The following is a 24,271-nucleotide window of genomic DNA, read 5'->3' on the forward strand; positions in this document are numbered from 1 at the left end:
TTTGCCAAACGCTGAAACGACCAGGGCCACGACGTACGGCCCTCGTCGTGCTACCAACAAAAATGTAACTCAAGTGGGTGCACTAATGGCTGCGTACGACTTCATCATCATCGGTGGCGGCATTGTGGGCATGTCCACGGCCATGCAACTGACCCAGGTTTACCCGGACGCAAAAATCCTCCTGCTGGAGAAAGAGTCCGGCCCGGCCAAGCACCAGACCGGCCACAACAGTGGAGTGATCCATGCCGGTGTTTACTACACCCCCGGCAGTCTGAAGGCACGTTTCTGCCTGGAAGGGAACGAGGCCACTAAGGCCTTCTGCGACAAGCACAGCATCCGTTACGACGAGTGCGGCAAGCTACTGGTGGCCACCAACGAGCTGGAAATGCAGCGCATGAGCGCGTTGTGGGACCGCACCGAAGCCAATGGACTGAGGCGTGGATGGCTGTCGGCCGCCGAGCTGCGCGAGCGCGAGCCGAATATCGTCGGCCTGGGCGGTATCTACGTGCCTTCGAGCGGCATCGTGAACTACGCCGAGGTCACCGCGGCCATGGGGCGGGAATTCGAAGCCGCTGGTGGCGAGATCCGCTACAACAGCGAAGTGGTTGCCATCGATGAGCGTCCGGATGAAGTAGTGGTGCGCACTGACACTCTGGAGCACCACGGGCGTTTCCTGATCACCTGCTCGGGCCTGATGGCTGACCGCGTGGTGCGCATGCTCGGGATCAAGCCCAACTTCATCATCTGCCCGTTTCGCGGCGAGTATTATCTGCTGCCCAAACAGCATAATCAGATCGTCAACCATCTGATTTACCCGATCCCGGATCCGGCCATGCCATTTCTCGGTGTGCACCTGACCCGCATGATCGACGGCACCGTCACCGTCGGCCCCAACGCGGTGCTGGCAATGAAGCGCGAAGGCTATCTCAAGACCGATTTCTCGCTGTCGGACATGTTCGAAACCCTGACCACCCCGGGCATTCTCAAGGTGCTGATGAAGAACCTGCGTCCCGGCCTGATCGAGATGAAAAACTCACTGTTCAAGGGCGGCTACCTGAAGGAAGTACAGAAGTACTGCCCGAGCATCAACAAGAGCGACCTCACCACTTACCCGGCCGGTGTGCGCGCCCAGGCGGTCTCGCTGGACGGCAAGTTGATCGACGACTTCCTGTTCGTCAACACCGCCCGTAGCGTCAGCGTCTGCAACGCCCCGTCGCCCGCAGCGACCTCCGCGATCCCGATCGGCGCATACATCGTCGATAAGGTCCGAGAGCAGCTCGCCAGCACAGGCGTCAGTTTTGTCAAATCCGCCAACTCCACTCGGACCGCCCCGATGGCGGCCTCCGTCGCAACCCGCTAATGAGGAATTTCGCGTGCAACTCAACGATCCGAAACTGTTCCGCCAGCAAGCCTATATCGAAGGTGCCTGGGTAGATGCCGACAATGGCCAGACGCTTAAGGTCAACAACCCGGCCACCGGTGAAATCATCGGCAGCGTGCCGAAGATGGGCGCTACCGAGACCCGTCGAGCCATCGAAGCCGCCGACAGGGCGCTGCCGGCCTGGCGTACCCTGACCGCCAAGGAACGAGCCAACAAACTGCGTAAGTGGTTCGATCTGATGATGGTCAACCAGGAAGACCTGGCCCGCCTGATGACCCTCGAACAAGGCAAGCCGCTGACCGAGTCACGTGGCGAAATCGCTTACGCTGCTTCCTTTCTGGAATGGTTCGGCGAAGAGGCCAAGCGCGTGTATGGCGACATGATCCCCGGTCACCAGGTCGACAAGCGACTGATGGTGCTCAAGCAGCCGATCGGTGTTACCGCCGCCATCACTCCGTGGAACTTCCCTTCGGCGATGATCACCCGCAAGGCCGGTCCGGCCATGGCCGCCGGATGCACCATGGTCCTCAAGCCGGCCTCGCAAACGCCTTACTCGGCCCTGGCCTTGGCGGAGCTGGCCGAGCGCGCCGGTATTCCGAAAGGTGTGTTCAGCGTGGTCACCGGCAGTGCCGGCGAAGTCGGCAGCGAGCTGACCGGTAACCCGCTCGTGCGCAAGCTGACCTTCACCGGCTCCACCGAAATCGGCCGTCAGTTGATGGTCGAGTGCGCCAAGGATATCAAGAAGGTCTCGTTGGAACTGGGTGGCAATGCCCCCTTCATCGTGTTCGATGACGCCGACCTGGACGCCGCCGTCGAGGGCGCGCTGGTCTCCAAGTACCGTAACAATGGCCAGACATGCGTCTGTGCCAATCGTCTGTATATCCAGGATGGTGTCTACGATGCCTTCGTCAAAAAACTCACCGCGGCCGTGGCCAAGTTGAACATTGGTAATGGCCTGGAACACGGCATCACCACCGGCCCCCTGATTGATGCCAAAGCCATGGCCAAGGTTCAGGAGCACATTGAAGACGCTGTCAGCAAAGGCGCTCGCGTGGTTGCCGGCGGCAAGCCACATACCCTGGGCGGGACCTTCTTCGAACCGACCGTACTGGTTGATGTACCGCGCAACGCCGCCGTTGCCAAGGAAGAAACTTTCGGTCCGCTGGCACCGCTGTTCCGCTTCAAGGATGAAGCCGATGTGATCGCCATGGCCAACGACACCGAATTCGGCTTGGCGTCCTACTTCTATGCCCGCGACCTGAGCCGGGTGTTCCGTGTGGGCGAAGCCCTGGAATACGGCATTGTCGGCGTCAACACCGGGACCATCTCCAACGAAGTGGCGCCGTTCGGTGGCATCAAGGCCTCAGGTCTGGGGCGTGAAGGCTCCAAGTACGGCATTGAGGACTATTTGGAAATCAAATACCTCTGTATCGGCGTGTGATCACGGCGGACATTCATCAAGCGTCAAGAGGGGTGGAAATGAACACCCACCAAAGCCTGCAACAACGCCATATGGCCGTCATTCCCCGGAGTTCCTTAACATGAATCACTCGTATCTTTCTCTCGCCGAAAAGGATGTTCAGCATCAACTCCACCCCTACACGGATGCGCGTCTGCACCAGGAAGTAGGCCCGCTGATCATCGAGCGTGGCGAGGGCATTTACGTCTATGACAACCAGGGCAAGCGTTATCTCGAAGCGATGTCAGGTCTTTGGAGTGTGGCGCTGGGGTTCAGTAATGAGCGCTTGATCAAGGCGGCAGAGCAGCAGCTACGCAAACTTCCCTTTTATCACCTCTTCAGCCACAAGGCTCACACACCCAGTATCGAATTGGCCGAGAAGCTGATCGAACTCGCCCCGGTGCCGATGAGCAAGGTCTTCTTTACTAACTCAGGCTCTGAAGCCAACGACACCGTCGTCAAGATGATCTGGTATCGCAATAATGCCATTGGTAAGCCTGGCAAAAAGAAGTTCATCAGCCGTCACAATGCGTATCACGGCATTACTGCTGTCAGCGCCAGTCTGACCGGGTTGCAGGCGAACCAACGTGGCTTTGATGTGCCGCTGCCCGGCTTCTTTCACGTCGCTTGTCCGCACCACTATCGCAATGCCAAGCCTGGCGAGACCGATGAACAATTTGCTGATCGCCTGGCAACTGAACTGGAAAATGTCATCCTCCGAGAGGGCCCTGATACCGTAGCCGCTTTTTACGGCGAACCGCTTATGGGGGCGGGCGGCGTGATCGTGCCTCCGCGCACATATTGGGACAAGGTTCAGGCGGTGTGCCGCAAATATGATGTGTTGGTTGTCGCGGATGAAGTCATTTGCGGCTTCGGTCGTACCGGCAAGATGTTTGGCTGCGAAACCTTCGGCATCAAGCCAGACGTCATGGTAGTTTCCAAGCAATTATCTTCTTCGTATCAACCGATCGCGGCAGTCCTGATCAACGATAAGGTCTTCGAGGGGATTGCCGATCAGAGCCACACCTTCGGTACTCTGGGCCATGGGTTCACCGGCAGCGGCCACCCGGTTGCGACTGCAGTTGCGCTGGAAAACATAAAGATCATCCAAGAAGAGCGGCTTGTCGAGCATGCCTGCGAGTTGGGCGAACAACTTCAAGCCGGACTGGCTCAATTTGCTGATCATCCGTTGGTAGGGGAGGTTAGGGGCTGTGGATTGATCGCTGCTGTGGAGCTCGTTGCGGATCGTCGGACAAAGGAGCCGATGGATACGGTTGGGAAGCTGGGGCGCTACCTGGCGGGACGTGCGCAGGAGTACGGCATGATCACAAGGGCGATGGGAGACTCGATCGCATTCTGCCCGCCGTTGATTTCCACGAAAGAAGAAATACAGCTCGTGGTTGATATTTTCAGCCGTGCACTCGACGACACAGACCGCTGGTTTGGCCTGGGTGTCAACCAAAGCATGTGGCATCAGTGGGAGGGCTACACGCACAACTCCTGATAGCGTCACTTGGTGTCATAAAGTCGTATCGGTCATCGGCGCGGCGCAGGGTGCTGGTCGCGCCACGACCTTCGTTTCGTGAGTAAAAAAATGATTCTTCACGGATTACCGGGAAAGACGCTCTTGATCTTCATGAAAAAGAGTTCGCTGTCCCGGTAGCCGTACACCATCCGTTTGATGACCATGATTTATTCCTTTTAATTGACCGGTGTGCATTGACCAATGAACCCGGCTCACAATGCCTCTAGATGAACCTGTTGTTCCGTCTTCTTCAGGTTCTCTGGATTGTGCAGCAGTAAACAGCGGGTTTGCTTGATAACCTAATAGGGCAGGTTTGTTGTGATGCAGTCGATTGGTCTCGTCGACTCGCACCTGATTGATCACTGCTCGGCCATATTTGATGACCCCGTAGAAAAGGTTGTAGGCCTACCGTGCTTTCAGGCAATGCTGGCTAACCTCCAGGTCAAAAGCTGTATTCATGTTCACCGCAGCGGCCTCGATTTGAGCTCAGTCCTCTGGCTCCATTCTTCGAAAAATGATCTGACCGCGGTGCGGGTTTTAGACAGGTCCGACAGGCAGGAAACGTGTGGCATGACGCATCAAAGTTCTTGTTTCTGTCGTTCCCGGGCTTCGTGAAGAACCTCAGTGGCTGCGCGACCACCTGCGGCTACGCGAATGACAGTCCTTCTAGAGGTGGTGTTCTTCCAGTGCCGCGGCGAGCGAGCACAGCCTTGCCAAGTTGGTTGAGTTGGTTCTGGTGCAATAGCTTGACGGGATAGGCGGCTGGATGGGGGGCGCTTTCGGTAGCGGAGTGCATGGCGACCACCAGCCATCCATGGCAGGAGCTTTCATTCGACGGGATTCTTCCTGAAACGCATGGGTTGAGATTTGGTTCTTCAAACCAAGATGGAGTCTTAATCAGCACCTTGGCACAGGCCGCTCCACGACGCTCCAATATGACGATGTGTCAATAAGGCTCAGGACGCGACCCTGTTCGTTGTCCAGGCTCAGGGTACCTCGGATCAAATCACCGGCCAGCCAACTCGGTGTGTTAGCCGCCAGCACTCGACCTTCGGCATTGAGTAACAACGCCTCGTTACTGACCCGCATAAGGCTGCGCACGAGCAAGGGTTCCAGGGAGTGCAGAGAAATATCGGCAGCCGCTACACCAATGAAGCGATCTGCGAAAAAAATAGGAACCGAGAAGGCAACGATGTACTGCTCCGTGCCGTACAAATCCACAAATGGGCCGTCTATGGAGGGCTGCCGGGTTTGCTGGGGGCGGGTGTACCAAGGCATGTGCAGGTAATCGTAAAAACGGTCGCTACGGCTATTAAAATTCAGTGTCAGAGGCTGGATCTCTTCTTTTTGGGTTCGGCACCACCACTCCAGATGCATCTCGCGATCTTCCAGCTCACCAGGAGCGAAGACAACTCCGGCGCCATGAAACTTGAGGCTCTCCGAGTTCAGGATTTTCCGGATAATAGGCAGCAATGGCTTGAGGTCGCCTTGGCTGGGGCGCTTTGTGTTGCAACACAGATGTTCCCAAATGCTCAATACTTGGGCGCTCATATCGTTGAGCCCCTTGAATACGTTACTAATGGAAGCGTTGATCAACGTGGCACATTGGGACAACTCGTTTGCTGACATTTCGTTAGCCATGGCTCTACCTCATGACTCAGAGAAGACAATGCGGTGCCTGCAGTCGGCGAGGTATGCGACGCCGTGCTGCATAGCGAGCGAGTAATTCAGCAAGTTTCGTTCCATTCATAAGTCGCCTTCTGCCATTTGTTGTAGTCGTAGGGTGCTTAGGCGGCGAACGCCTCTTGTTACATGTGCTTCTGCCAGGGCGCCCGCCAGATTGGCGTCGTTCGCTACGATAGCTTCCAGGATAGCTCTATGTTCCCGTTCGATAGTCTGTGGATCCGGTTGACCGGCAAACGGCAGCCATAACAGTTCCCCAAGTTCCGCCTGCAAGCGCGCTTCGCTGTGAGTCAGGCGCACAGACTGCGCTGCCACGGCTATTTCGATATGGAATCTGGCGTCGGCTCGTCGGCGGTCTCGCCGCTCTTGAGCGTTGGCCAGAGCGTCGACAAAGCTGCTCAGTCTTGCATGTTGCTCAGGCCCGGCGCGCTGAGCCGCTAGTCGGGCGGCCGCGCCTGAAATGGCAGCGTGTTCATCGGCGAGGTCGCGCAGTTCAAGCGTACTGATTTCACGAAGTTGATCGAACAGAGACTGATCTGAGGTTTGCGGCGCGGCGCAGATGAAGCTCCCGCCGCTGCGTCCGCGACGGGTTTCGATAACCCCGCGCTCGCGCAAGACCGCCAACGCGTCCCGCAGTGTGACCGTGGCAACGCCGAGTTGTGTGGCCAGGACACTTTCATTGGGGAGCTGTTCGCCTTCTGTGAACAAACCCAGATCGATCATTTCTATCAGGCGACGGGTGACAGACTCCGTTTTACCTTCCTGGTTAAGGCGTATGAGGCTTGAAGTAGGGCTCATGGTTGATTCATTCATGGGCGGCGCCGTTTTACGCCTGTGGCAATAGTCCGATGTAGCGTCAAGCGCGTCCGGATGTGTGTTTCTTTTAAAATTCTATTTCATATTTAATGTTGTTTTTGTACATGTTCGTGTGGTGATTCTAGAGTTTTAACGCATAAAAAGTCAAAAAAATCACCTTCAATCCGCTTTTTTGGGGTTCTCATGGATTAAAAGATATGGTTCCATAGGTTTAAGGCGATTTGAGATCGCATCCATCCGAACCCAGGAGCACTTTTAACCATGAGTCAGTTGACCCGATCAGAGTGGGAAGCCAGAGCCAAGGCGCTGAGCATCGAAGGGCGAGCCTTTATCAATGGCGAATATGTGTCGGCCAGTTCAGGTGCAACCTTCGAGTGCATAAGTCCTATCGATGGGTGTGTGCTTGCCCTGGTCGCGAGTTGCGATGCGGCGGATGCCGATTTGGCGGTAGCCAGCGCCCGGTCGGCGTTCGAGTCCGGCGTTTGGTCACGCCAAGCACCTGCAATGCGCAAGGCCGTGATGGTGCGATTTTCCGAATTGTTGCAGGCCCATGCCGAAGAGCTAGCTCTGCTGGAAACATTGGACATGGGCAAGCCGATTTCCGATTCGCTGTCTGTCGACCTCCCGGGGACCATTGACAGTATCCGCTGGTGCGGTGAGGCAATCGACAAGATCTACGATGAGGTGGCAGCAACCTCGGTCGATCAGCTCGGGCTGGTTACCCGGGAGCCGGTCGGGGTGGTCGCTACTATCGTGCCGTGGAATTTCCCACTGATGATGGCGTCCTGGAAGTTGGGGCCGGCGCTGGCTGCCGGTAACTCGGTGATCCTCAAACCCTCGGAGCGTTCTCCGCTGACCGCTATCCGCATCGCACAGCTTGCTCTGGAGGCGGGTCTGCCAGCGGGTGTCCTCAATGTTCTGCCGGGCTATGGCAACACCGTGGGCAAGGCGTTGGCCTTGCACGGTGACGTTGATACCTTGGCGTTTACCGGGTCTACCCAAGTGGCCAAGCAATTACTGGTTTATGCGGGTGAGTCAAACATGAAACGGGTCTGGCTCGAGGCCGGCGGCAAGAGTCCCAACATTGTATTTGCCGATGCCCCTGATCTGCAGGTGGCGGCCGAAGCTGCAGCGGCAGCCATCGCCTTCAACCAGGGCGAGGTTTGCACCGCCGGTTCACGTTTGCTCGTGCAGGCGTCAATCAAGGAGCGTTTTGTACCAATGGTTGTCGAGGCCATGAAGGGCTGGAAGCCGGGACATCCGCTCGACCCTGATACTAATGTCGGTGCACTGGTGGACGGCCGTCATCTGGAAGGGGTGTTGCAGTACATCCAAGAGGGTCAGGTACAAGGTGCGCGGCTATTGCTGGGTGGACATGCGGCACTGGCAGAAACCGGCGGCAGTTATGTCGAGCCGACCCTGTTCGACAATGTCAGCAACTCGATGAAAATCGCCCGGGAAGAGATCTTTGGTCCTGTACTGTCAGTGATCGAATTTGACGAAGCCGAGGATGCGATACGCATTGCCAATGACACTCCTTATGGACTGGCAGCAGCCGTCTGGACGGCTGACCTGTCTCGAGCCCACAACATGGCCCGCGCACTTCGTGCCGGGAGTGTTTGGGTCAACCTCTATGACGGCGGTGACATGATGGCGCCGTTCGGCGGCTTTAAACAGTCCGGTAATGGCCGTGATAAATCCCTGCATGCCTTTGATAAGTACACCGAGATCAAGGCCACCTGGATACAACTCTGAGGCAACGCTCGTTAACTGCGCTACGGGCGGAATTGCGCCGTCCGATCAACGCCTACTAAAACAAATTCCTTTTTGAAGGATGTTGGAATGAACAGCTCAATAAGTCCTAATGTGGCTGTGGACCAGGATGCGGAGCAACTCCGTGCTCTTGGGTACACCTCGAATTTCGAACGTAGTATGAGTCTGTGGCAAAACTTTGCCCTTGGGTTTACCTATCTGTCCCCGGTGGTAGGGGTCTACACCTTGTTCGGCCTGTGCTTGGCCGCCGGCGGGCCACCAATGTTTTGGTCCTACCTGCTGGTGGGGTTCGGCCAGATGCTGGTGTGTCTGATTTTTTGCGAAGTGGTATCTCAATACCCGATTTCCGGTGGCGTCTATCCTTGGGCCCGTCGTCTGGTCGGCAAGAAGTGGGCGTGGATGGTCGGGTGGATCTATGCCATCTCTCTATGCGTCACCATTGCTGCCGTCGCGCTGGGTGCTGGTCCCTACATCGCTAACCTTCTAGGTTTCGAGTCGTCGCCGGTGACTAATACATTGGTCGCGCTATTTCTGACGGCCACGGCGACGGTCTTGAATCTCAGTGGTACCAAGCTGTTAGCTCGGGTGGCGATGTTTGGTTTTCTTTGCGAATTGGTCGGGGCTTTGTTGATCGGTGGATACCTACTGATCTTCGAACGCCACCAGTCCTTGAGCGTATTGTTCGACACTTTTGACATTTCCATCGACGGGGCCTATTGGCCAGCCTTCCTTACAGCCTCGTTGGCGGGGATGTTCCTCTACTACGGCTTTGAAGCCTGTGGCGATGTAGCCGAGGAAACCCCAAATCCTAGCCGCCAGGTTCCAAAGGCCATGCGGATGACTATTTGGATCGGCGGCGCCGCCTCGATCTTTGCGGCCTTGGCATTGATCCTGGCAGTGCCGGACATGGCCGCAGTTATTTCCGGACAAGACAAGGACCCGATGTCCACGATATTCGGCGCGGCGTTCGGTCCTGTTGGCTCTCGGGTCGTTATGGCGGTGATTACAGTTTCGTTCGTTTCCTGCGTGCTGAGTTTGCAGGCATCTGCCAGTCGTTTGCTCTATGCCTATGCTCGAGACGAAATGCTCATGGGCAGTAATGTGCTGAAAAAGCTCTCGCCTACGACGCACGTCCCGACCGCAGCCCTGGTGGTGTGTGGGGTGCTGCCGGCGATCATTGTGTGTGTGGGCTTCTACCTTCAGAACGCTATTGCGCTGGTGGTGAGCTTTGCCGCCATCGGTATCTACCTGGCGTTCCAGATGATTGTTGGCGGTGCGCTGTACGCCCGTATCCGTGGGTGGAGACCCAAGGGCCAGTTCACCATGGGACGTTGGGGTTGGGTAGTTAACATCGCTGCCCTCTGCTACGGCATGTTCGCCATCGTCAATATGTCCTGGCCGCGTACCCCGGATGCGCCCTGGTACGTGAACTACGGCATCGCACTTGTCGGTGCCATCGTCATCCTCGTCGGAGTCCTATACATGAGCCTGTTTCGTCCCTATGAAAAGGGCAGGGCCCCAGCTTCGGATGCTTGGAAAAACCGCTAATTGACATCAATACCTGCCGCTGAGCGCGGCAGGCAACCCCATCTTCTGACAACAAGGTTGAAGGCTATGATGTTTCGAATCCACTCACTGCTGTTCGGACTGCTTCTGGTTTTGGCCAGTCATGCAAGTTTTGCGGCTGGACAAAACACGACCCTTGATGTGGTCCATGACTACATGAAGGCTTGGAATGCCCATAATGCGGATGCCGCGTCCGAGTACTTTTCTGACAACGTTGAGTTCCTCGACGCCTCGGTGGGCACACCTCAGGTTGGTCGCGAAAACGCCAAGACTCAGGTCATTGAAGTGTTCATGCAGGCAGTGCCAGATCTGCAATGGAAAATGTTCGGCGAGCCGATTGTCAACGGCGAGAGCATTGCCTTCGAATGGGAATTCAACGGTACCAATACCGGCCCCTGGAGTACCGAGACCCCGGCCACTCAGCGCCGTCTCAGCTTTAAGGGCGTTAGTTTCATACATCTCAAGAACGGCAAGATTCTCACGCAGCATGACTACTACGACGCCCTTGGTTTTAACAAGCAATTGGGGTGGTGACGGGGGTGTTACAGTTTGCAGTATTAGCGGCAGCCAGCTTACGCAGTGACGTCGCCCACGGCAGGGTGTTGTCGATAATAGCGATCCGTATTTGTATTTAGTGGAGCGTTTTATGTGGGGTAACCTCCGCAGAGAAGCTGTGTTGCGAGGTTTGTCTTACGTTGTCCAGTGAGGGTTTTTCGGCTGGGCAAACTGATAAGCGGTCAGGCATGGGCTGCTTTCAGTAGTAGGCTATTACTCCTGTCTCAACCATGAAAACGCTCAGAAGAGGGCGAGACCATGCCGACTCAGCAATCGGATCAGAATTCACGTGCCCACCGCTGGGCGTATGCCTGTGGCATGTTGATAAAACGCGGGTATCTCAAGTTGATAGCGTTTGAGTCCCGCGTGGCTGAGCGTGCGGTGACGGCAGGTATGCCCGCAGGTAAATTACTTGTTCGCGGGAGCTTCCTGACTGCCAAGTTGGCGTTGGTTGGGGGGCTGCTCTTTGTTAGTGTTTGGCTGGTTACTTTTATTGTGATGACGCTGGCTGTCATCACTTTGCTATGGTTCAGGGGCTTTATTGGTTCCGATAATCAAGAGGAAAATCCAGGGCCAGACTATCTAGGTGCTGATCTCTACATCGGTGACTTTGACGACAATGGGCATTATATAGGTGACAGCAAGTCATCTAATTGAGCGCTTAGCAGCATCCAATATTTGATCCGTACCTTTGCTCGCTGAATCACTTGCGGCTTTGCTACCGTTCGCCAACATGCCTTGAATTCCGTTGCCAACTGAATATCCTGCCCAACTCATGGCCCCTAGAAACAGCATCGGCAGCACGATGAACATCGCCCCCATCACATACTCAATTACCTGCGCCGTGACCGTCCCATCCATGAAGCCGGATGTGGGCAGCGACAACAGCACTTGATTGGAAACCGACACCTGGTTGTACAGGGTATCGAGCATGCTGGAGTCGACCCAGCGGGCCAGCTCCCACCAGAAGCTCAACATGTGCAGCGTGAACAGTGCGAACGTCACCGTCATGACGGTCTTCAACTGGTAGGTACTGACCAGCAGAATCAGCGGCAAGCTGATGATGACGCCCATGATAAGGAAAGCCTGCACCATCGGTAGCGCGGCGCGTAACGCATTCATCGCCGGGAAGTTGCTGAAGGAGCCAAGGGCTAGCCCAGTATTGGTGGCCAGGTTATTGAGCCCCTGATTGATCGAGCCGCCACGAGCGCTGGAGCCATAGTCCTGGTACACCTGTCCGGGCGGCATGGACATCGATTGCTGGCGCGGGCTGACCAGCTCACGCAGGGTGGCATCCTCGATCTCGTTGCTCGAACGACCAGTCAACCAACCTTTCAGCTGAGTCAGCAACGAAGGATCGACCTGCTGGATCAAGCGCTCGCGCAACCCAACACCGCTATCACTCCACCACTGCTTGCAGGTGGGGTAGCCCGCGCCATTCTCCAGCCGAGGTAAGGAAACATCGCGGCTTTCGTCATACGGCCAGCTGACTCGCGGTGTGCGTGAATGATCCGTATCGTAGTAGCCGGGCGTGTCGAGAAAATAGCTTGAGCCGATCCAAGATGCGTCGTGACTTTGTGCCTTGTTCAACTGCGGACGGTTGGTGAATAGCCGAGAACGTGAATAGCCATAGCAGTCGCGAGTGAAGTCGGCGACTTCCTGCAGCAGTACCTGGCTGTCGATGCGCGAACTGTCGATCTCCATGCGCATCTGCCGGATATCCGGTGCGCAGGGGATAGAGGCAGTAGCTGCCGCAGTCACGCCTTTGCTCAAGGTATGCACCAGAAACCACCAGATCGGCACGTTAGCGGAGCGTTCGCCGATGGTATTGAAGGTCGCCCCCCAAGCAGTTTCCGCTGGCTTGGCCACACTGACACCGCAGCGCTGGCTCGCCACGTCATCGAACGCTATTGAGGTGAGGCTCAACGGAAAGACGGGCGCGCAGCCGAACAATACGACGATATAGGCCAGCCACAGCCGGTTCTCGATCCGCGGCACCGATAGCAGACCCTTGTTGCCTTCATCCGCGCCTTGCTGACGGGCCGACAACCATTCTTGCAAAATGATTGCACCAAAGGGCGCGGCAAATAGCCCGGTATCGGACAGGATGCTCCAAAGGCCGTTGTTGATGATCCAGGCCAGCAGGGAGAGGTAAAACTCCAGGTAGCTGTTGGTGCTCATGAGCATCGTGGTGGCCTCACAATCGGGTGAGTTCGACGCAGGTAAAGAGCACGAGCCCTATTGCTCCGATGCGCTTCACGCGCAGTCGATCCTGTGGTCGATGTCGGTAGCGCCGAAGCAGATCCCACCAGAGTACAAAGAGGGCGCCGTAGAGCAGGGCACGCCACCACCGCAGATAGGGCCGTACGGATTCGAATGCCTGCTGCCAGACCTCGAAACTACCCAGCGCAGTGCGGCCGATCCATGCGACCAGCGCAGCGGTTAAAATCATCACCGCGGCAATCCCCAGACTCGAAAGCAAAGTGAATAGCAGTGAGTGTTTCATGGCTTACTTGCGCCTGGCGTCAGCATCATTGAGTCGACCGGGCTCGGGGTCGCCTTGCTCGACGGTACGCGAAGCATCGGCACCACCGGCATGCCGATCGAGCACTAGGCTGGCGGTGTTGGTGGCCAGTATCTGCCGGACCTGCAGTTCGGCCTGCAACAGGCGGATTTCGCGCTCCAAGACGTCGATGTTTTTCGTCAAGGCGGCTTGTGCCGGCTCGGCGGAGGCGATGTTCGGTTCGTGACTACCCGCCAGCAGCGTGCGCAGTAGCAGCAGTGCCTTGTCGAGCACGCTGGACAGAGCAGTCTCACTGGCCAGGCGTCGCGTTAACAGATCCTGATCGGGATCGTCGCGTAGCGCTTCAATCACACCGCGGGTCACTGGCAGCATCGGGCTGGAGGCCTTAGCCAGGTTGTCAGGAGTAGGCGGCAGTGAACCTGACAGCATTCCTTGTATGGCTTTCAGCCGCTCGCTGTAGGCCTCCTGAATCAGTGGCGTCAATCCGCTGCCAGCGGTAGCACGCAGGGTTTCGCAGGTGTCGCAGGTCGCGACTTCGTTCTCGCCCAACACGCGAACGGCCCATTCGGATTCCTCCTGGGGCGAAGCCCATGTCTGGCAAATGGCTCCACCCAAACAGTCACTGCTACTAATCGACGTACTGTCATCTACCGTCCGGTTATGCAGCAAGTTGTAGCCCGCGCGCACTACGTCGGAGGTCACCCGAATGGGTGTCTGCCCATTCCCACCAGCCTTCGAACCGCCAACCCAGGACACCCCATTATTGCCGTTATGGGACTCGGTATTTTTCACCGTGGCCACTGCATCACCGCCGGTTTGCTCCAGATTACTCTGCATCTCCTGGTTCTTGGCTAGCGCGCCCCAGCCGGCTTGACCGACCTTGTCCGCCATCTTTTCGGCCATGGCTTGACAGGTCAGCTTGGAGCGGTCGAAGTCGATACGTCCCTGCATGACGCCGTTGCTCAACAACTCATAGAGGCCGGGATTGGCGCGCTGGATGATCAACGCTGGCAGCGACATCACGGCTTGGGTCGCGTTCTGCACGATGCTGCCCATGATCTGCTGGAAGCCTTCGGTGACGCCATTCAGTTGGTTTTGCAGGGTGTTGGTGAGGCTCATGTTGCCGCACATCATGTTTGCTCGCCAGGAGCTGCCGACGCCGAGACCGCTGGGTCGGTAGAGCGAGCTCGGTGAGCCCGCTGCCGAACCACCACCGATGGTGTACATCACCCGGTCGTCGAGCACTTCGCTTTGAGTGCCCAGGCGGTAATCGCCTTCGGCGGCGGGGACATGCGTGGCCATGGTCAACAGTCCGCAGAGCACCAGACTCGTCACGCCCAACCATGGTCGTGTGAGAAGCCGACTCATGAAGCACGGCCTTCGAAGTCGATGCTGAACAGAAAGGTCTGCCCCTCACGTTTGCAGCAGCTGTAAGGACGCCACAGCGACCAGGCGTAGCCGCCATCCACGCTCTGTACCGGATCGCTGGGGAAGATGGCGCACGTGGGCTGAACCTGAGGGTAGAGCAATTGCCATTTGTGGGTCGAAGCTTCGTTTTCAACGATCGGGCCAGGCGGCCAGTAGCCGTCGTGCTTGGCGGGCGTGAGCGGTACATACACATGCGGCTGCCCGTTACGGGTAATCACATCGCCGGCCCGTTGCGCCATGACTGCGGCCGCCTTGAAATCGTCGGGCTGTACCAGAAAGCCTTGGCGGGGATAGACGTTGCCCCACATGTTTCCCGAGGTCTGACTACCAATTTCACGGATCCCCGGCATGAGCGACTCGGGGTAGAAAACTTCCGGAATGCCATGGCGCCAGGCCAGCGAATCTAGGATGCTCAGGTAGTAGGGCATGAACGCAGTAGCACCGCTGGCGCAGGCGTAGCCGGATTGCGAGGCCAGTTGCGTGGCGGCCCAGCCACCCGGGTGGCCGATACCATCGACGTTCTTGAAGCGGGGCAGGTTGTTGCGGCGGGTGTTCGGCGTGATCAGATTGCCGCCACCCTCCGCGCCACTGATAGGAGAGGAGAGGGCGGCCATCTCTATCCAGGGGTTGCCGCCGGTTGTGGCGTAGCTCGAGACCACGAGTTCCGGAATGAAATGACGAACCTTGGTCGAGGTTTTGACCTTGCAGCCGACAGGCGTGCAGAGGAGCCAGAAACAAATGCCGACGACCCTGTATTCGAGACAGTTTGGAGAAAGCACGGAGGACGTGATGCTACCGGTATCCAGCGCCATGCTTGGGCCGCATGCCAGCAGGACGCTCAGCGCCAAGGGCCGTAGCTTTGTGGGCGGGATTGACGAGCAGGCAACAGGCATGATCCAGGCTCTCGGTGTATGGCCTGGGCAGGTTCGGTTAGGGAGTGAAGACTGTCAGTGGAAATTATGAAGGTGGATCTATCGGATTTGTGAGACGCGAGACTATTATTTGACGTGAAGGGCGCTGCGCAGGATATCGGAATCCACAAGTAACTGATCGGCGGTAATTTCGAAAATATTGGCGAGCTTGCACAGGACCAGCAGCGACGGATTGCCCGTGCATCGTTCGATTTGACTGACGTAGGTGCGATCCACCTCGGCCATGAGCGCCAGTTGCTCCTGGGTCAGGTTTTTCACGCGCCGCATCAAGCGGATGTTTTCCGCCAGATGAAGACGAAGCTGTTCGTAGTCTTGAGTCATGCGCGCAAATTGCGCCTTGAGGGACTCTCAATCCACGGGATATAGTCTACATTGGTGTGATCTAGGCCATTTGAAGCTGAAGTCTGTTATCAAGCATTCATTTGGTTTCGTTATGATTTCGAGGCTGGGTCCAGCGTCTAATAATAAAGTCAGAAATCTAGGGTGTGTATGGACGAAAACTATATTGCAATTCCTGCGGCGGATGGTTGCCCAAGTCTTCTGACACCTTGGGGCAACGAATTCGCCCCAATGATCGAACGTGGTGTGCAATGCGCCCAGGCTTGGCTTGATGCGCCCGGTGAGATTCCACTGTGGTGGGAGCTGGCACAAACACGCAAGACCTTTCCTATCGGTGATTGCCAAGATGCGTTTGAAGCCGCATTCCTGTTGAGGATTCAGCAGCGGCTTCGGAGCGTGCCACAGTAACCCTGTTGCTCATAGGCGATTGCATCGTATTGATCGTCCGTTCGCCTTCAACCTGGCGATATCGGTACAGGCCAGCTGATTGCAGTTTAAGAATGATCGTCGCTTCTAGCTGCACGTTTTGTCCAACGGCTGAAAGACTTGTCAGGGAATCACACTTTCCTCCCTTGGTTGAGGGCGGTACTTACCTCAAATGCCGCCGGTTATGCATCGAACGGGAAAATCTCTTGAAAGGTATGGTTCCAGACGCCATTCCTCTAGAATGGGGGCTGACAGAAGTAGCTTTCGCCCTGTTACAAACAGGTTTACGTAGCTAAGATTCTGATTAAGTGCAGATTCTGCACGCTCTGAGAACGTGGAGCGCGATATGAAAGCCAAAAGAGTGTTGAGTGACGATCTGGTGAGTCGACTGGAGGATAAGATCCCGGTCATGGCTGAAGGCGCCATCAATACTGCCTATATCAACGCGCTGGCTGCCGGCCGCAGTGTGATGGAAGTCATGAACGGCATGCTTGTTGAAACGACTGCCGATGGTAAGCACAAAGTCATTCGGGTGGCAAAACCCAAGCACAAAGTAACTCTGGGTGGCGTAATTAAGGTGCGCCGCTGCTCATGACGGTTCCCCGGTTGAGGGTTTTTGCTGGACCCAATGGCTCCGGCAAGAGCACGATGAAAAGTGCCATCCCTTCCCATCTGATTGGTATCTACATTAACCCGGATGAAATCGAGAAGGCTGCCAAAGAGAGCGGTCGTCTGGAGTTTAGTGATTTTCAATTGGAAGCTGAGGGCGATGAAGTCCTCGCTTTTCTTAGGGAACATCGACTGGTCAAGTCCTCCCAGCTCGATGAGGAGGTAGCCAAAATAGGCTTTAGTAGCAACGGCCTGAATTTCCAGACGGTCGCGATGAACTCCTATTTTGCATCGGTGCTCTCTGACTTCATCCGGAACAAGCTTCTGGAAGAGCAGCTGTCTTTCACCTTTGAAACGGTGATGTCCAGCGACGATAAAATCGCTTTTATGCTCAAGGCAAGAGCGTCTGGATATCGCACGTACCTCTACTTCGTGGCAACTGAAGACCCTGACATCAATATCAACAGGGTCAGGAACCGTGTAGCGGCAGGTGGGCACCCAGTTCCCACAGAGAAAATTGTCCAGCGCTACGGCCGTTGCCTGAGCTTACTGCCTGCGGCCATTGCCGCTTCGAACCGGGCCTACATCTTCGATAACTCCGGAGCTGACCTGGTACTGCTTGCCGAAGTTACGGATGGGACTGACCTTGAATTCAAGGTTGACGAGGTCCCTGACTGGTTCATGGATGCCTACGTTGAAAAGGTGTCCAACGGCTAGCAGCCGGGGTGGCCAAAGCCGGGAGTCACTTCCCCTTATATTGGCTCTATTCCTCGCGTTCTATCGATCCGTTCAGCTACCTGGTAAACCGCCTCCAATTCCGAGCAACCGTTGTTCTGCATCAGTGTCCAGCGCTCGGCCTTTTCCTCAGGCTCGGTCATGGCCAGGGCGAGGTAAAGACTGGGCGGCACAGCCCGAAACAGCGTTTCGAGCTTTTTCGACAGCACCACCCCCTCGGTGTATTTGCCCGGTTCCTTGCTAGCGGAAAGCAACAGGGCTTTTTGTGCCGGGGTGAGCTTCTTGAAGCGAGCGATTTCTTCAATCTCCGCGGGCGGCATGTTCAAACAAACCCACCACTCGATCATGTTGAGCATGGTCTGCGCGGCAGTGGGGAAGTCGGCAAGGTTTTGCGTCGCCAGCCAGAACCACGCGCCAAGCTTGCGCCACATCTTCGTGCCCTTGACCACGAACGGCGCCAACAACGGGTTCTTGGTGATGATATGACCCTCGTCGGTGACCATGATGATAGGCCGGCCCAGATACTGATCGCGCTCGGCGAGATTGTTCACGGTGTTCATCAGGCTGATGTAGCTGATGGACATCTGTGCCTCGTAGCCTTCGCGAGCGTAAGTGGCTAGGTCGACAATGGTCACATCGCTCTCGGGCCAAGGCGTGCCCTCGCGATCGAACAGTTCGCCCTCGAAACCCTGGCAAAACAAGTCGAAGGACTCGCCCATTTCCTGGGCGCGCTCGCGACGTTTCTCCGGCAAGTGTGTGTTAGCAGCGACGCGCAGCAAGGCGTCGCGCACGTCGCGGGTAAGTACTTGACGGCCTGCTGCGGTACAGGTCTGCGCCGCATCGAGAATGCACTCACGGATCAAGCTGCGATCGGCTCGGCTCAGACGCGCCTCTTCCTTGGCCTCGCCGCCGGTGATCATCAGGCGGGCGGTGATCTCCAATTCGCCGAGAATATCGCGCTGGTCTTCGCGACTGGCTACCGCCTCATCGTCCCACTCATCAACCGACAGACTTGCCACCTGATCTGGCTGCTCGACCAGACGCCAAGCATCGACAAAGGGGGCGAGGCTGACCGAGGCACCAGGTTTCAATTGGACCTTGTTGACTGACAGGCCCTGTGTCGCGAAGTAGTCGCCCTGCAAGCCGAATGAGTTGCCGGCTTCGACGATAAACAGGCGAGGGCGGTACACGGCCATGACCTGCATCAGCAGGGTGACCAATGTGGCCGACTTGCCGGCGCCGGTCGGGCCGAACAACAGCAGGTGGCCGTTCATGGCCCGGTCTAGGCGTGACAACGGATCGAAGCTCAGCGGCGAACCGCCGCGGTTGAACAGGGTGATGCCCGGGTGGCCGGTGCCTGTGCTGCGGCCCCAGACTGGAACCAGGTTCGCCAGGTGCTGGGCGAACATCAGGCGGGTGTACCAATTGCGCGTGTCGCGGGCCGGGTTGTAAGCCATTGGTAACCAACGCAGGTAGCTGTTGCAGGCGGCGACTTCATCGCCTTCGCGTACCGGTTGCAGACCCGCACCCAACAGTGCGTTGGCAAGGCTGACCGAGCGCAGGTGCAAATGTTGTTCATCGTGACCGCGCAGGTAGAACGCCAGGGTGCCGCGGTACAGCTTGTGCTGGCGGCCGATGATCGCACGAGCCTCTTCAACATCTTGGCGGGTCTGAGTCGAGGCCAGGTTTTCACCGATGGCTTTGCGCGCCAGGCGATTCAACTGATCCTCAAGCACGTCCTGAGGCTTGACCACCAGGGTCAGGCTCATCACCGTGCCTTCAGGTAACTGGTCGAATAGCGCATTCACCGCGTCGCCCTTGCGAGTTTCTCCGGTGAGTTGACCAATCGACGGTGCCCGTCGCAGTTTGTCCACCACCATCACCCGATGGGGTTGACCATCGAAGCACCAGAGTCCGCGCTGCACATCCGAATGCGGCTCATTGAAAAATAGGCGCTCGGCGAAATCGTGATCGAAGGGCAGATCCAGCGACTTACCGTCGCCCGACTCCGGGTAGGCCACGCGGCGGTAGAACTCCTCGGGTGCGTCATTGGTGAGCCTGGGCGCAGGATTGAACCAGGGCAGCAGCCAGGCATAAAGACCTCGGCCATCGACTCGCGTCGATTGCACCCCACACGTCTGTAGCGAAGACACAATTCGTTCGCAAGTCTGTTGCAGGAATTGCACTGGGGTGAGCCCCGTTTCCTCACCGTCAGACTCAAGCCAGCGATAGACCACCAGGCGTACCCGGCGGTTATTGCCACGCCAGGGCAGGCGTGTCACCACCTTATCCTCAAACAGCCCTCCGGGCTTGGCGATGGCCTTCAGATGACAGCGGCTAAGCTCCAAATAGGCCTCGGTGAAGATCGTGCCTCGCGCGCTGTCCTGAATATAATTGGTGAGCCGGGTAATGTAGGGGCTAAAGTCGTTGTCGTCCTGGCAGAAAAACTGCGCCACCCAAGGCGCTTGATCCAGCTCGTCAAAGCTATCCTGCAGGGCATCCTCGAGGGCATCGCGGGCCGCCATCAGCCAATCAGGTTCGCGCCCTTCGGTGCCGATGGGCAGTAACTCGAACACCGCACCCACCGAGCGATTGTCATCGAGTAGAAAACACTGTTCGGTGTCGAGGTATTCGACCCAAGGCAGGTGATCGGTGAAGCTGGGGTTGTGCGCATACAGTGCAGCTTCATCGGCCAACGTGGCGCGAGGGCGCAATGGGTTGCGGCAGGCTTTCCCCGCGGGAGTGCGGTTACCCGAATCGCCGGTACGCACTACAAGTCATCCTGACGTTCACCAGGCAATGCGTACTGCACCCGTTGGTAGAACGGAAAGACGGTCGAGTAACCCGGGACCGGTACCTGCTCGGTACCACTCAAATGCGGATACACGTACAACACCAAATCGGGATTGGGCAGGCGAGGGAACAGGTTGCGGATCTCGTTCGCCGCTGTGCGAGTGTACGGTTCCTGGAGAGAGGAGGAAAAATCTACCTGAGCCAGCGGGCGTCGTAACGGTTGCCGAGCATCCAGCAGTTGCTGCTGAGTGCCTTGCGAACCGGCACTGTTCCAGATGTCCAGCATGGTTTGCTCGCCATGGGGCAAAAGCGTGCCCTTGTCGGTGGAACACCCCGTCAGGACCCAGCAGAACACGCTAATCCATGTCAGGCAGAGAGGCATGGTCTTTTTCATGGCGAACACTCCGGCCCTTGGGCTCGTAGTCGATGGTGATTTCATGGTCGAGGTGGAGTGCGACCTGTGCTGCCGGGGGCACGTACACCGCAGCAAAGGCCTCGCCATAAAGCTTGTTGACCCACTCGCGGATGTCGCTGACCCCACCACTGAGGATTGAATTCAGTGCGCTATTGCCACTGCTGCTGGTAACCCCGAGCGTACTGCCACCCGAACTGATCACACTGCTGTTGTTCTGCTCATCCCCGAGCAAGGCGGCGACACCGGCACCAGCCGCAGTGATCAGGCTCTGGCTGCCGAGGTACTGCTGGGCGTTCGAGCGGCGCTCGCCGGTGATGCAAGGAATGCCATACGGATCGGACAGGTAGCCGAGTCCGCCACGGATCTTGTCGGTGCTCGAACTCTGGGTGTTGGAGGCATTACGGCTGGCTACCACCTTTGGCTGAGGCACCGTGCGGATAGTGCCATCGGTAAACACAAAGGTGATCGACTCGACTTGCCCGCGCACGCAGGACAGAGTCCAGTCACCGGACGCCGTGCCGCTCATTACGGCACCTGCGACGTCCGGCAGGTCGATGCCGTTGGCGGTCAGGTTCTCGGGGCCGACCAGCACCTTGAAGGGATAGGGATCATTCACTGTGCCGTCTACCGGGACTCGGCCGATCAGCGCGGTCATGGCGACCGAGCCCATCAATGTCGCGTTTTCAGGAATGGTGTAGACCGGCTTCGCACCTTCGGTACGATCAGCGGATCGTGTCAGGTCACGTTCACCCTGGGTGACCGCACGTAGCTGTTTCTGGCTGCGATCAATAGCGTTATCTTTCAAGCCCTCCAGTGAGTTGAAGGCGGTAGGCAGACTCAGTGCGGAGGAGGTCTTGGTTTTGCCTCGGGCGTCGGTGGGCGGAGCATCCGAGGGTTCAATCCACTGCAGCGCATCATTGGCAGAATGTTGCCCGTCGAACTGAGCCCCATCGCCAGGCTCAAGCCCCAATCCGATCGGCATGTCCTTGCTTTTGCCGGTCAGCCCCGACAACTGTTCCTGCAATTGCGTCAGCAGACCACGGGCCTGGCGGCTGTCTTGTTCCGCTTTGAGTCGGGCCTCGTTGGCTTGTCGGCGGCCTTCGTCGACCTGCTGGGTCACGCTGCCAAGCGCGGTCTGGATACGCGAATCGACGCTGTTTTCCCGCTCGCGCAGGCGGTTGTTCTCCGTCTGCAGTGAATCGTTGTGTTTCTTCAACCCGAGCATGTCGCTGCGCATGGCCTTCACCTGACCGACCAGGGTGGCGACCGTATCGCGTGGGGTATCGCCAGCAATGCCGAGCGACTTGGCTTGCTCGGCGGATAACTGAAGGTTGCCCTGATCAACTGGGTGCTCTGGGGAGGGCGTGCTACTCCCCACGACCCAGGTTTTCAGGATGATCACCACCACGGCCAGTAGCGCAGCCGGTACCAGCCATTTGAGCAAGACGTTAGCCTTCATCGTCAGCACCTCGCGCAAGGTGCGGAAGCAGCACGGCTCGTTCGAGGCCAGCACCGCGGGTGACGAGGTAGGCAATCGTGGTGTCTTCAGCGCTGCCGACTGGTCCGAGGAAAGCATGCTGGAAGGTGGCGGCGAACAGGGTGGCCTGAAGCCGACGCGGATCGAGTTGCACCGTCGCTGAACCATGATTGTGCAACTTCACCGCCGTCACCCAGTAATCACCGAGTCGCCAGGCTGCTATAGGTGTGCTGGACACATGTTCGGTCGGCAGCAGGGTTGGCAGTTCGCTGCGCAGTTTGAGCGGTACGTGGCGTACGCCGGGCAGGGATTCTACGGTGCGCAGCGGCGCGTACAGGCTCTGTGCGGCGTAGCGCGTCAAAGCGACTGGGATCGGCGTACGATCTGGAACAGGGACGGTGCTAGATTCCGTCTCGGTAGCCTGCACCTGAGCATTCTTGAGAATACGCACTGGCTCCAGTGGTTGATCACCAGGTGTGGTCGCGATATCCAGCAGGATGATCTCGCCCGTCGCGACCGATTGCAGTTGCAGTCGGGTCGGGGCAATGGCTTGCGACGCGCGCAGGTACAGCGTGCCGCCAGTTGATTGCACGCGCAGCTTGCCCGTGAGGGTTGAGGGTACGCCGACTCGAACATCCTCATTGATAAAGACCACTCGTTCTTGATTGATCACCAACGGGACCGCGAGGGGTAGGCGTTCCCAGCGCATCAGCTCGACGGCCTGCGCTGCAGCTCCCCATAGCATCAGTGCGACGGTGAGTCCCAGGGTAGACATCCACTTCATGGCTCAACTCCAGGCAGGGAGATTTTTTGCGGCGTGCCTTGATAACAATCCAGTGCCAGTCCCCACTTGTTGCGCTCAGGATCCAGGTCGAAACGCACTACGCGTAATGGATAACGCACCACCACCCGTTTCACCGGTTCGGCGGCGTAATACTCATCGGCGTTGAGGTCGAGCTTGACCAACCAGCTGTCGCGGTCGAGTTGCTTGACCCTGAGTTCTGGATCCTCGCTGTAGCCACGGCCCAGAATTTCGTAGACGCCACGCACCCGCTGGCGCAGCTCGCCAGCAGCCTTGCGGTACTCATAATCGCCGTCGAGAAAGGCTTTGCAGGCGGGTGTCAGGTAGGACTGCAAGCCATAGATGGCGCGTCGATAATCCAGCTCGCCATCCGAGGGCCAGCGGTTGAGTTGGCCAAAGATGTACAGGGCAAAGGCATAGACATTCTCTGAGGGGATATCCCACCACTTGCGAGTGCTGCCCGAGCGCAGATCCGGTGGCACGTGCACGGTCAGATCGGTCGGTGCCGAGCGCCAGCCATACCAGAGTCCGGCACAGATCAGAGCCAGAATCAGCACTGCCAGGCGCAGGCTGAAGATATGGGCGTTCTGGGCATCCACCTTGTTCCGAAACCGGCTCATCGCTGCCACCGAGACAGGGCAGGGCGCAGTCGACGCGAACGACGGACCGTCCAGGCGCCGGAGTGGAGAATCAAACTTCCGCGATCCAGGCGCCAACGGCTGGCGAGTATCCATTCGAGCTTGCGGTACAACCACGTCTCGGGGCGAGCCCGTTTGGCCCGCCGCAGTAGCGTGCCTCCGGCCAATAACACCACCGTCATGCTTGCGATTATGCTTGTCGGTGCCGCGGCAATGGAGGCGGTGGCAATCGCCAGAGGAACACCCAGCATCAGGCCAATGACTGCGCCGGCACCGAGCGCCACCCACATTTCATCATTGGTTAAACCACGCAATACGGCAGGATCACGATTGAGTCGCTCTGGTAGAAAAACCAAGGTGCCGTCGGCAAGGCGTTCGATAGTGTCGTTCATCTT

Annotated in this window: 23 protein-coding genes; 10 read left to right on the top strand and 13 right to left on the bottom strand. The window is 57.5% G+C overall.

Translation table 11 applies throughout. The annotated features are described in order from the left end of the window. Window positions 1–85: 85 nt before the first annotated feature. From lhgO to K5K95_RS19275, 3 genes are all read left to right on the top strand, one after another. Entirely contained in the window at window positions 86–1,360 is a 1,275-nt protein-coding gene (gene lhgO / locus K5K95_RS19265; RefSeq protein WP_222585599.1) for an L-2-hydroxyglutarate oxidase, read from the top strand. Window positions 1,361–1,373: 13 nt separating this feature from the next. Then, a complete protein-coding gene (gene gabD, locus K5K95_RS19270) occupies window positions 1,374–2,822 on the top strand; it encodes an NADP-dependent succinate-semialdehyde dehydrogenase (protein WP_222585600.1) in 1,449 nt (482 codons plus the stop codon). 100 nt (window positions 2,823–2,922) lie between these two features. After that, window positions 2,923–4,344 carry an aspartate aminotransferase family protein gene (locus tag K5K95_RS19275; RefSeq protein ID WP_222585601.1) on the top strand — a complete coding sequence of 474 codons (1,422 nt, stop codon included), beginning with the start codon at window positions 2,923–2,925 and terminating at the stop codon, window positions 4,342–4,344. Window positions 4,345–5,262: 918 nt separating this feature from the next. Here K5K95_RS19275 and K5K95_RS19280 read toward each other — a convergent pair. Together K5K95_RS19280 and K5K95_RS19285 are read right to left on the bottom strand one after the other, a co-directional pair. Then, window positions 5,263–6,006 (bottom strand): cache domain-containing protein, encoded by a 744-nt coding sequence (locus tag K5K95_RS19280; protein WP_222585602.1) that lies wholly within the window; start codon window positions 6,004–6,006, stop codon window positions 5,263–5,265. A gap of 105 nt (window positions 6,007–6,111) precedes the next feature. Further along, a complete protein-coding gene (locus K5K95_RS19285; RefSeq protein WP_222590372.1) occupies window positions 6,112–6,846 on the bottom strand; it encodes a FadR/GntR family transcriptional regulator in 735 nt (244 codons plus the stop codon). Between the two features lie 279 nt (window positions 6,847–7,125). Between K5K95_RS19285 and K5K95_RS19290 the strand changes: the two genes are divergently transcribed. From K5K95_RS19290 to K5K95_RS19305, 4 genes are all read left to right on the top strand, one after another. Beyond that, the gene (locus K5K95_RS19290; protein ID WP_222585603.1) at window positions 7,126–8,619 is read left to right on the top strand and encodes an aldehyde dehydrogenase; all 1,494 of its coding nucleotides are present in this window, start codon (window positions 7,126–7,128) and stop codon (window positions 8,617–8,619) included. An 87-nt stretch (window positions 8,620–8,706) separates the two neighbouring features. Further along, window positions 8,707–10,185 carry an APC family permease gene (locus K5K95_RS19295; RefSeq protein WP_222585604.1) on the top strand — a complete coding sequence of 493 codons (1,479 nt, stop codon included), beginning with the start codon at window positions 8,707–8,709 and terminating at the stop codon, window positions 10,183–10,185. Between the two features lie 66 nt (window positions 10,186–10,251). Further along, the gene (locus K5K95_RS19300) at window positions 10,252–10,737 is read left to right on the top strand and encodes an ester cyclase (RefSeq protein WP_261398000.1); all 486 of its coding nucleotides are present in this window, start codon (window positions 10,252–10,254) and stop codon (window positions 10,735–10,737) included. Window positions 10,738–11,016: 279 nt separating this feature from the next. Next, a complete protein-coding gene (locus K5K95_RS19305; protein ID WP_222585605.1) occupies window positions 11,017–11,415 on the top strand; it encodes a DUF3742 family protein in 399 nt (132 codons plus the stop codon). On the opposite strand, the gene K5K95_RS19310 is transcribed toward K5K95_RS19305, so the two are convergent. The 5 genes from K5K95_RS19310 to K5K95_RS19330 form a co-directional block, all read right to left on the bottom strand. Then, window positions 11,404–12,945, bottom strand: coding sequence for a conjugal transfer protein TraG N-terminal domain-containing protein (locus K5K95_RS19310; RefSeq protein WP_222585606.1), 1,542 nt, complete (start codon window positions 12,943–12,945; stop codon window positions 11,404–11,406). The two genes, K5K95_RS19305 and K5K95_RS19310, sit on opposite strands and share 12 nt — an antisense overlap. A gap of 10 nt (window positions 12,946–12,955) precedes the next feature. Further along, on the bottom strand, window positions 12,956–13,264 hold the full coding sequence (locus K5K95_RS19315; protein WP_222585607.1) for a hypothetical protein: 309 nt from the start codon (window positions 13,262–13,264) through the stop codon (window positions 12,956–12,958). Between the two features lie 3 nt (window positions 13,265–13,267). Then, window positions 13,268–14,650, bottom strand: coding sequence for an integrating conjugative element protein (locus K5K95_RS19320; protein WP_222585608.1), 1,383 nt, complete (start codon window positions 14,648–14,650; stop codon window positions 13,268–13,270). Beyond that, complete coding sequence (locus K5K95_RS19325; RefSeq protein ID WP_222585609.1) at window positions 14,647–15,603, bottom strand: TIGR03756 family integrating conjugative element protein; 957 nt, start codon at window positions 15,601–15,603, stop codon at window positions 14,647–14,649. The genes K5K95_RS19320 and K5K95_RS19325 overlap by 4 nt, the downstream gene beginning before the upstream one ends. A 105-nt stretch (window positions 15,604–15,708) precedes the next feature. Then, window positions 15,709–15,963 (bottom strand): helix-turn-helix domain-containing protein, encoded by a 255-nt coding sequence (locus tag K5K95_RS19330; protein WP_222585610.1) that lies wholly within the window; start codon window positions 15,961–15,963, stop codon window positions 15,709–15,711. 168 nt (window positions 15,964–16,131) lie between these two features. On the opposite strand from K5K95_RS19330, the gene K5K95_RS19335 reads away from it, so the two are divergent. The 3 genes from K5K95_RS19335 to K5K95_RS19345 all read left to right on the top strand — a co-directional run bounded on the left by K5K95_RS19335 (window position 16,132) and on the right by K5K95_RS19345 (window position 17,733). Continuing rightward, window positions 16,132–16,389 (top strand): LasR-specific antiactivator QslA, encoded by a 258-nt coding sequence (locus tag K5K95_RS19335; protein WP_222585611.1) that lies wholly within the window; start codon window positions 16,132–16,134, stop codon window positions 16,387–16,389. Between the two features lie 364 nt (window positions 16,390–16,753). Beyond that, window positions 16,754–17,002 carry a hypothetical protein gene (locus K5K95_RS19340; protein WP_020300912.1) on the top strand — a complete coding sequence of 83 codons (249 nt, stop codon included), beginning with the start codon at window positions 16,754–16,756 and terminating at the stop codon, window positions 17,000–17,002. After that, on the top strand, window positions 16,999–17,733 hold the full coding sequence (locus tag K5K95_RS19345; protein ID WP_222585612.1) for a zeta toxin family protein: 735 nt from the start codon (window positions 16,999–17,001) through the stop codon (window positions 17,731–17,733). The genes K5K95_RS19340 and K5K95_RS19345 overlap by 4 nt, the downstream gene beginning before the upstream one ends. A gap of 35 nt (window positions 17,734–17,768) precedes the next feature. Here the strand turns inward: K5K95_RS19345 and K5K95_RS19350 are convergent, their stop codons facing one another. Genes K5K95_RS19350 through K5K95_RS19375 form a run of 6 tightly spaced genes read right to left on the bottom strand, consistent with a single transcriptional unit; the run spans window position 17,769 to window position 24,268 of the window. Further along, a complete protein-coding gene (locus K5K95_RS19350) occupies window positions 17,769–20,522 on the bottom strand; it encodes a conjugative transfer ATPase (RefSeq protein WP_222585613.1) in 2,754 nt (917 codons plus the stop codon). Beyond that, window positions 20,522–20,938, bottom strand: a complete 417-nt coding sequence (locus tag K5K95_RS19355; protein ID WP_222585614.1) for a TIGR03751 family conjugal transfer lipoprotein — start codon at window positions 20,936–20,938, stop codon at window positions 20,522–20,524. The genes K5K95_RS19350 and K5K95_RS19355 overlap by 1 nt, the downstream gene beginning before the upstream one ends. Further along, window positions 20,901–22,418, bottom strand: coding sequence for a TIGR03752 family integrating conjugative element protein (locus tag K5K95_RS19360; RefSeq protein ID WP_222585615.1), 1,518 nt, complete (start codon window positions 22,416–22,418; stop codon window positions 20,901–20,903). The genes K5K95_RS19355 and K5K95_RS19360 overlap by 38 nt, the downstream gene beginning before the upstream one ends. After that, on the bottom strand, window positions 22,408–23,220 hold the full coding sequence (locus K5K95_RS19365) for a TIGR03749 family integrating conjugative element protein (RefSeq protein WP_222585616.1): 813 nt from the start codon (window positions 23,218–23,220) through the stop codon (window positions 22,408–22,410). The genes K5K95_RS19360 and K5K95_RS19365 overlap by 11 nt, the downstream gene beginning before the upstream one ends. Further along, entirely contained in the window at window positions 23,217–23,858 is a 642-nt protein-coding gene (locus K5K95_RS19370; RefSeq protein ID WP_222585617.1) for a PFL_4703 family integrating conjugative element protein, read from the bottom strand. The genes K5K95_RS19365 and K5K95_RS19370 overlap by 4 nt, the downstream gene beginning before the upstream one ends. Then, on the bottom strand, window positions 23,855–24,268 hold the full coding sequence (locus tag K5K95_RS19375; RefSeq protein ID WP_222585618.1) for a TIGR03750 family conjugal transfer protein: 414 nt from the start codon (window positions 24,266–24,268) through the stop codon (window positions 23,855–23,857). Before K5K95_RS19375 ends, K5K95_RS19370 begins: the two co-directional genes overlap by 4 nt. Window positions 24,269–24,271: the final 3 nt, after the last annotated feature.

This window comes from Pseudomonas sp. DR48, assembly GCF_019823085.1.
GTDB lineage: Bacteria > Pseudomonadota > Gammaproteobacteria > Pseudomonadales > Pseudomonadaceae > Aquipseudomonas.

Coding starts and splice junctions, on each gene's coding strand:
- K5K95_RS19310 (WP_222585606.1), bottom strand. CDS start 12,945: ATGCTCATGAGCACCAACAGCTACCTGGAGTTTTACCTCTCCCTGCTG.
- K5K95_RS19275 (WP_222585601.1), top strand. CDS start 2,923: ATGAATCACTCGTATCTTTCTCTCGCCGAAAAGGATGTTCAGCATCAA.
- K5K95_RS19335 (WP_222585611.1), top strand. CDS start 16,132: ATGGACGAAAACTATATTGCAATTCCTGCGGCGGATGGTTGCCCAAGT.
- K5K95_RS19320 (WP_222585608.1), bottom strand. CDS start 14,650: ATGAGTCGGCTTCTCACACGACCATGGTTGGGCGTGACGAGTCTGGTG.
- K5K95_RS19370 (WP_222585617.1), bottom strand. CDS start 23,858: ATGAGCCGGTTTCGGAACAAGGTGGATGCCCAGAACGCCCATATCTTC.
- K5K95_RS19345 (WP_222585612.1), top strand. CDS start 16,999: ATGACGGTTCCCCGGTTGAGGGTTTTTGCTGGACCCAATGGCTCCGGC.
- K5K95_RS19285 (WP_222590372.1), bottom strand. CDS start 6,846: ATGAGCCCTACTTCAAGCCTCATACGCCTTAACCAGGAAGGTAAAACG.
- K5K95_RS19280 (WP_222585602.1), bottom strand. CDS start 6,006: ATGGCTAACGAAATGTCAGCAAACGAGTTGTCCCAATGTGCCACGTTG.
- K5K95_RS19315 (WP_222585607.1), bottom strand. CDS start 13,264: ATGAAACACTCACTGCTATTCACTTTGCTTTCGAGTCTGGGGATTGCC.
- K5K95_RS19325 (WP_222585609.1), bottom strand. CDS start 15,603: ATGCCTGTTGCCTGCTCGTCAATCCCGCCCACAAAGCTACGGCCCTTG.
- lhgO (WP_222585599.1), top strand. CDS start 86: ATGGCTGCGTACGACTTCATCATCATCGGTGGCGGCATTGTGGGCATG.
- K5K95_RS19340 (WP_020300912.1), top strand. CDS start 16,754: ATGAAAGCCAAAAGAGTGTTGAGTGACGATCTGGTGAGTCGACTGGAG.
- K5K95_RS19355 (WP_222585614.1), bottom strand. CDS start 20,938: ATGAAAAAGACCATGCCTCTCTGCCTGACATGGATTAGCGTGTTCTGC.
- K5K95_RS19290 (WP_222585603.1), top strand. CDS start 7,126: ATGAGTCAGTTGACCCGATCAGAGTGGGAAGCCAGAGCCAAGGCGCTG.
- K5K95_RS19295 (WP_222585604.1), top strand. CDS start 8,707: ATGAACAGCTCAATAAGTCCTAATGTGGCTGTGGACCAGGATGCGGAG.
- K5K95_RS19300 (WP_261398000.1), top strand. CDS start 10,252: ATGATGTTTCGAATCCACTCACTGCTGTTCGGACTGCTTCTGGTTTTG.
- K5K95_RS19365 (WP_222585616.1), bottom strand. CDS start 23,220: ATGAAGTGGATGTCTACCCTGGGACTCACCGTCGCACTGATGCTATGG.
- K5K95_RS19330 (WP_222585610.1), bottom strand. CDS start 15,963: ATGACTCAAGACTACGAACAGCTTCGTCTTCATCTGGCGGAAAACATC.
- K5K95_RS19360 (WP_222585615.1), bottom strand. CDS start 22,418: ATGAAGGCTAACGTCTTGCTCAAATGGCTGGTACCGGCTGCGCTACTG.
- K5K95_RS19375 (WP_222585618.1), bottom strand. CDS start 24,268: ATGAACGACACTATCGAACGCCTTGCCGACGGCACCTTGGTTTTTCTA.
- K5K95_RS19305 (WP_222585605.1), top strand. CDS start 11,017: ATGCCGACTCAGCAATCGGATCAGAATTCACGTGCCCACCGCTGGGCG.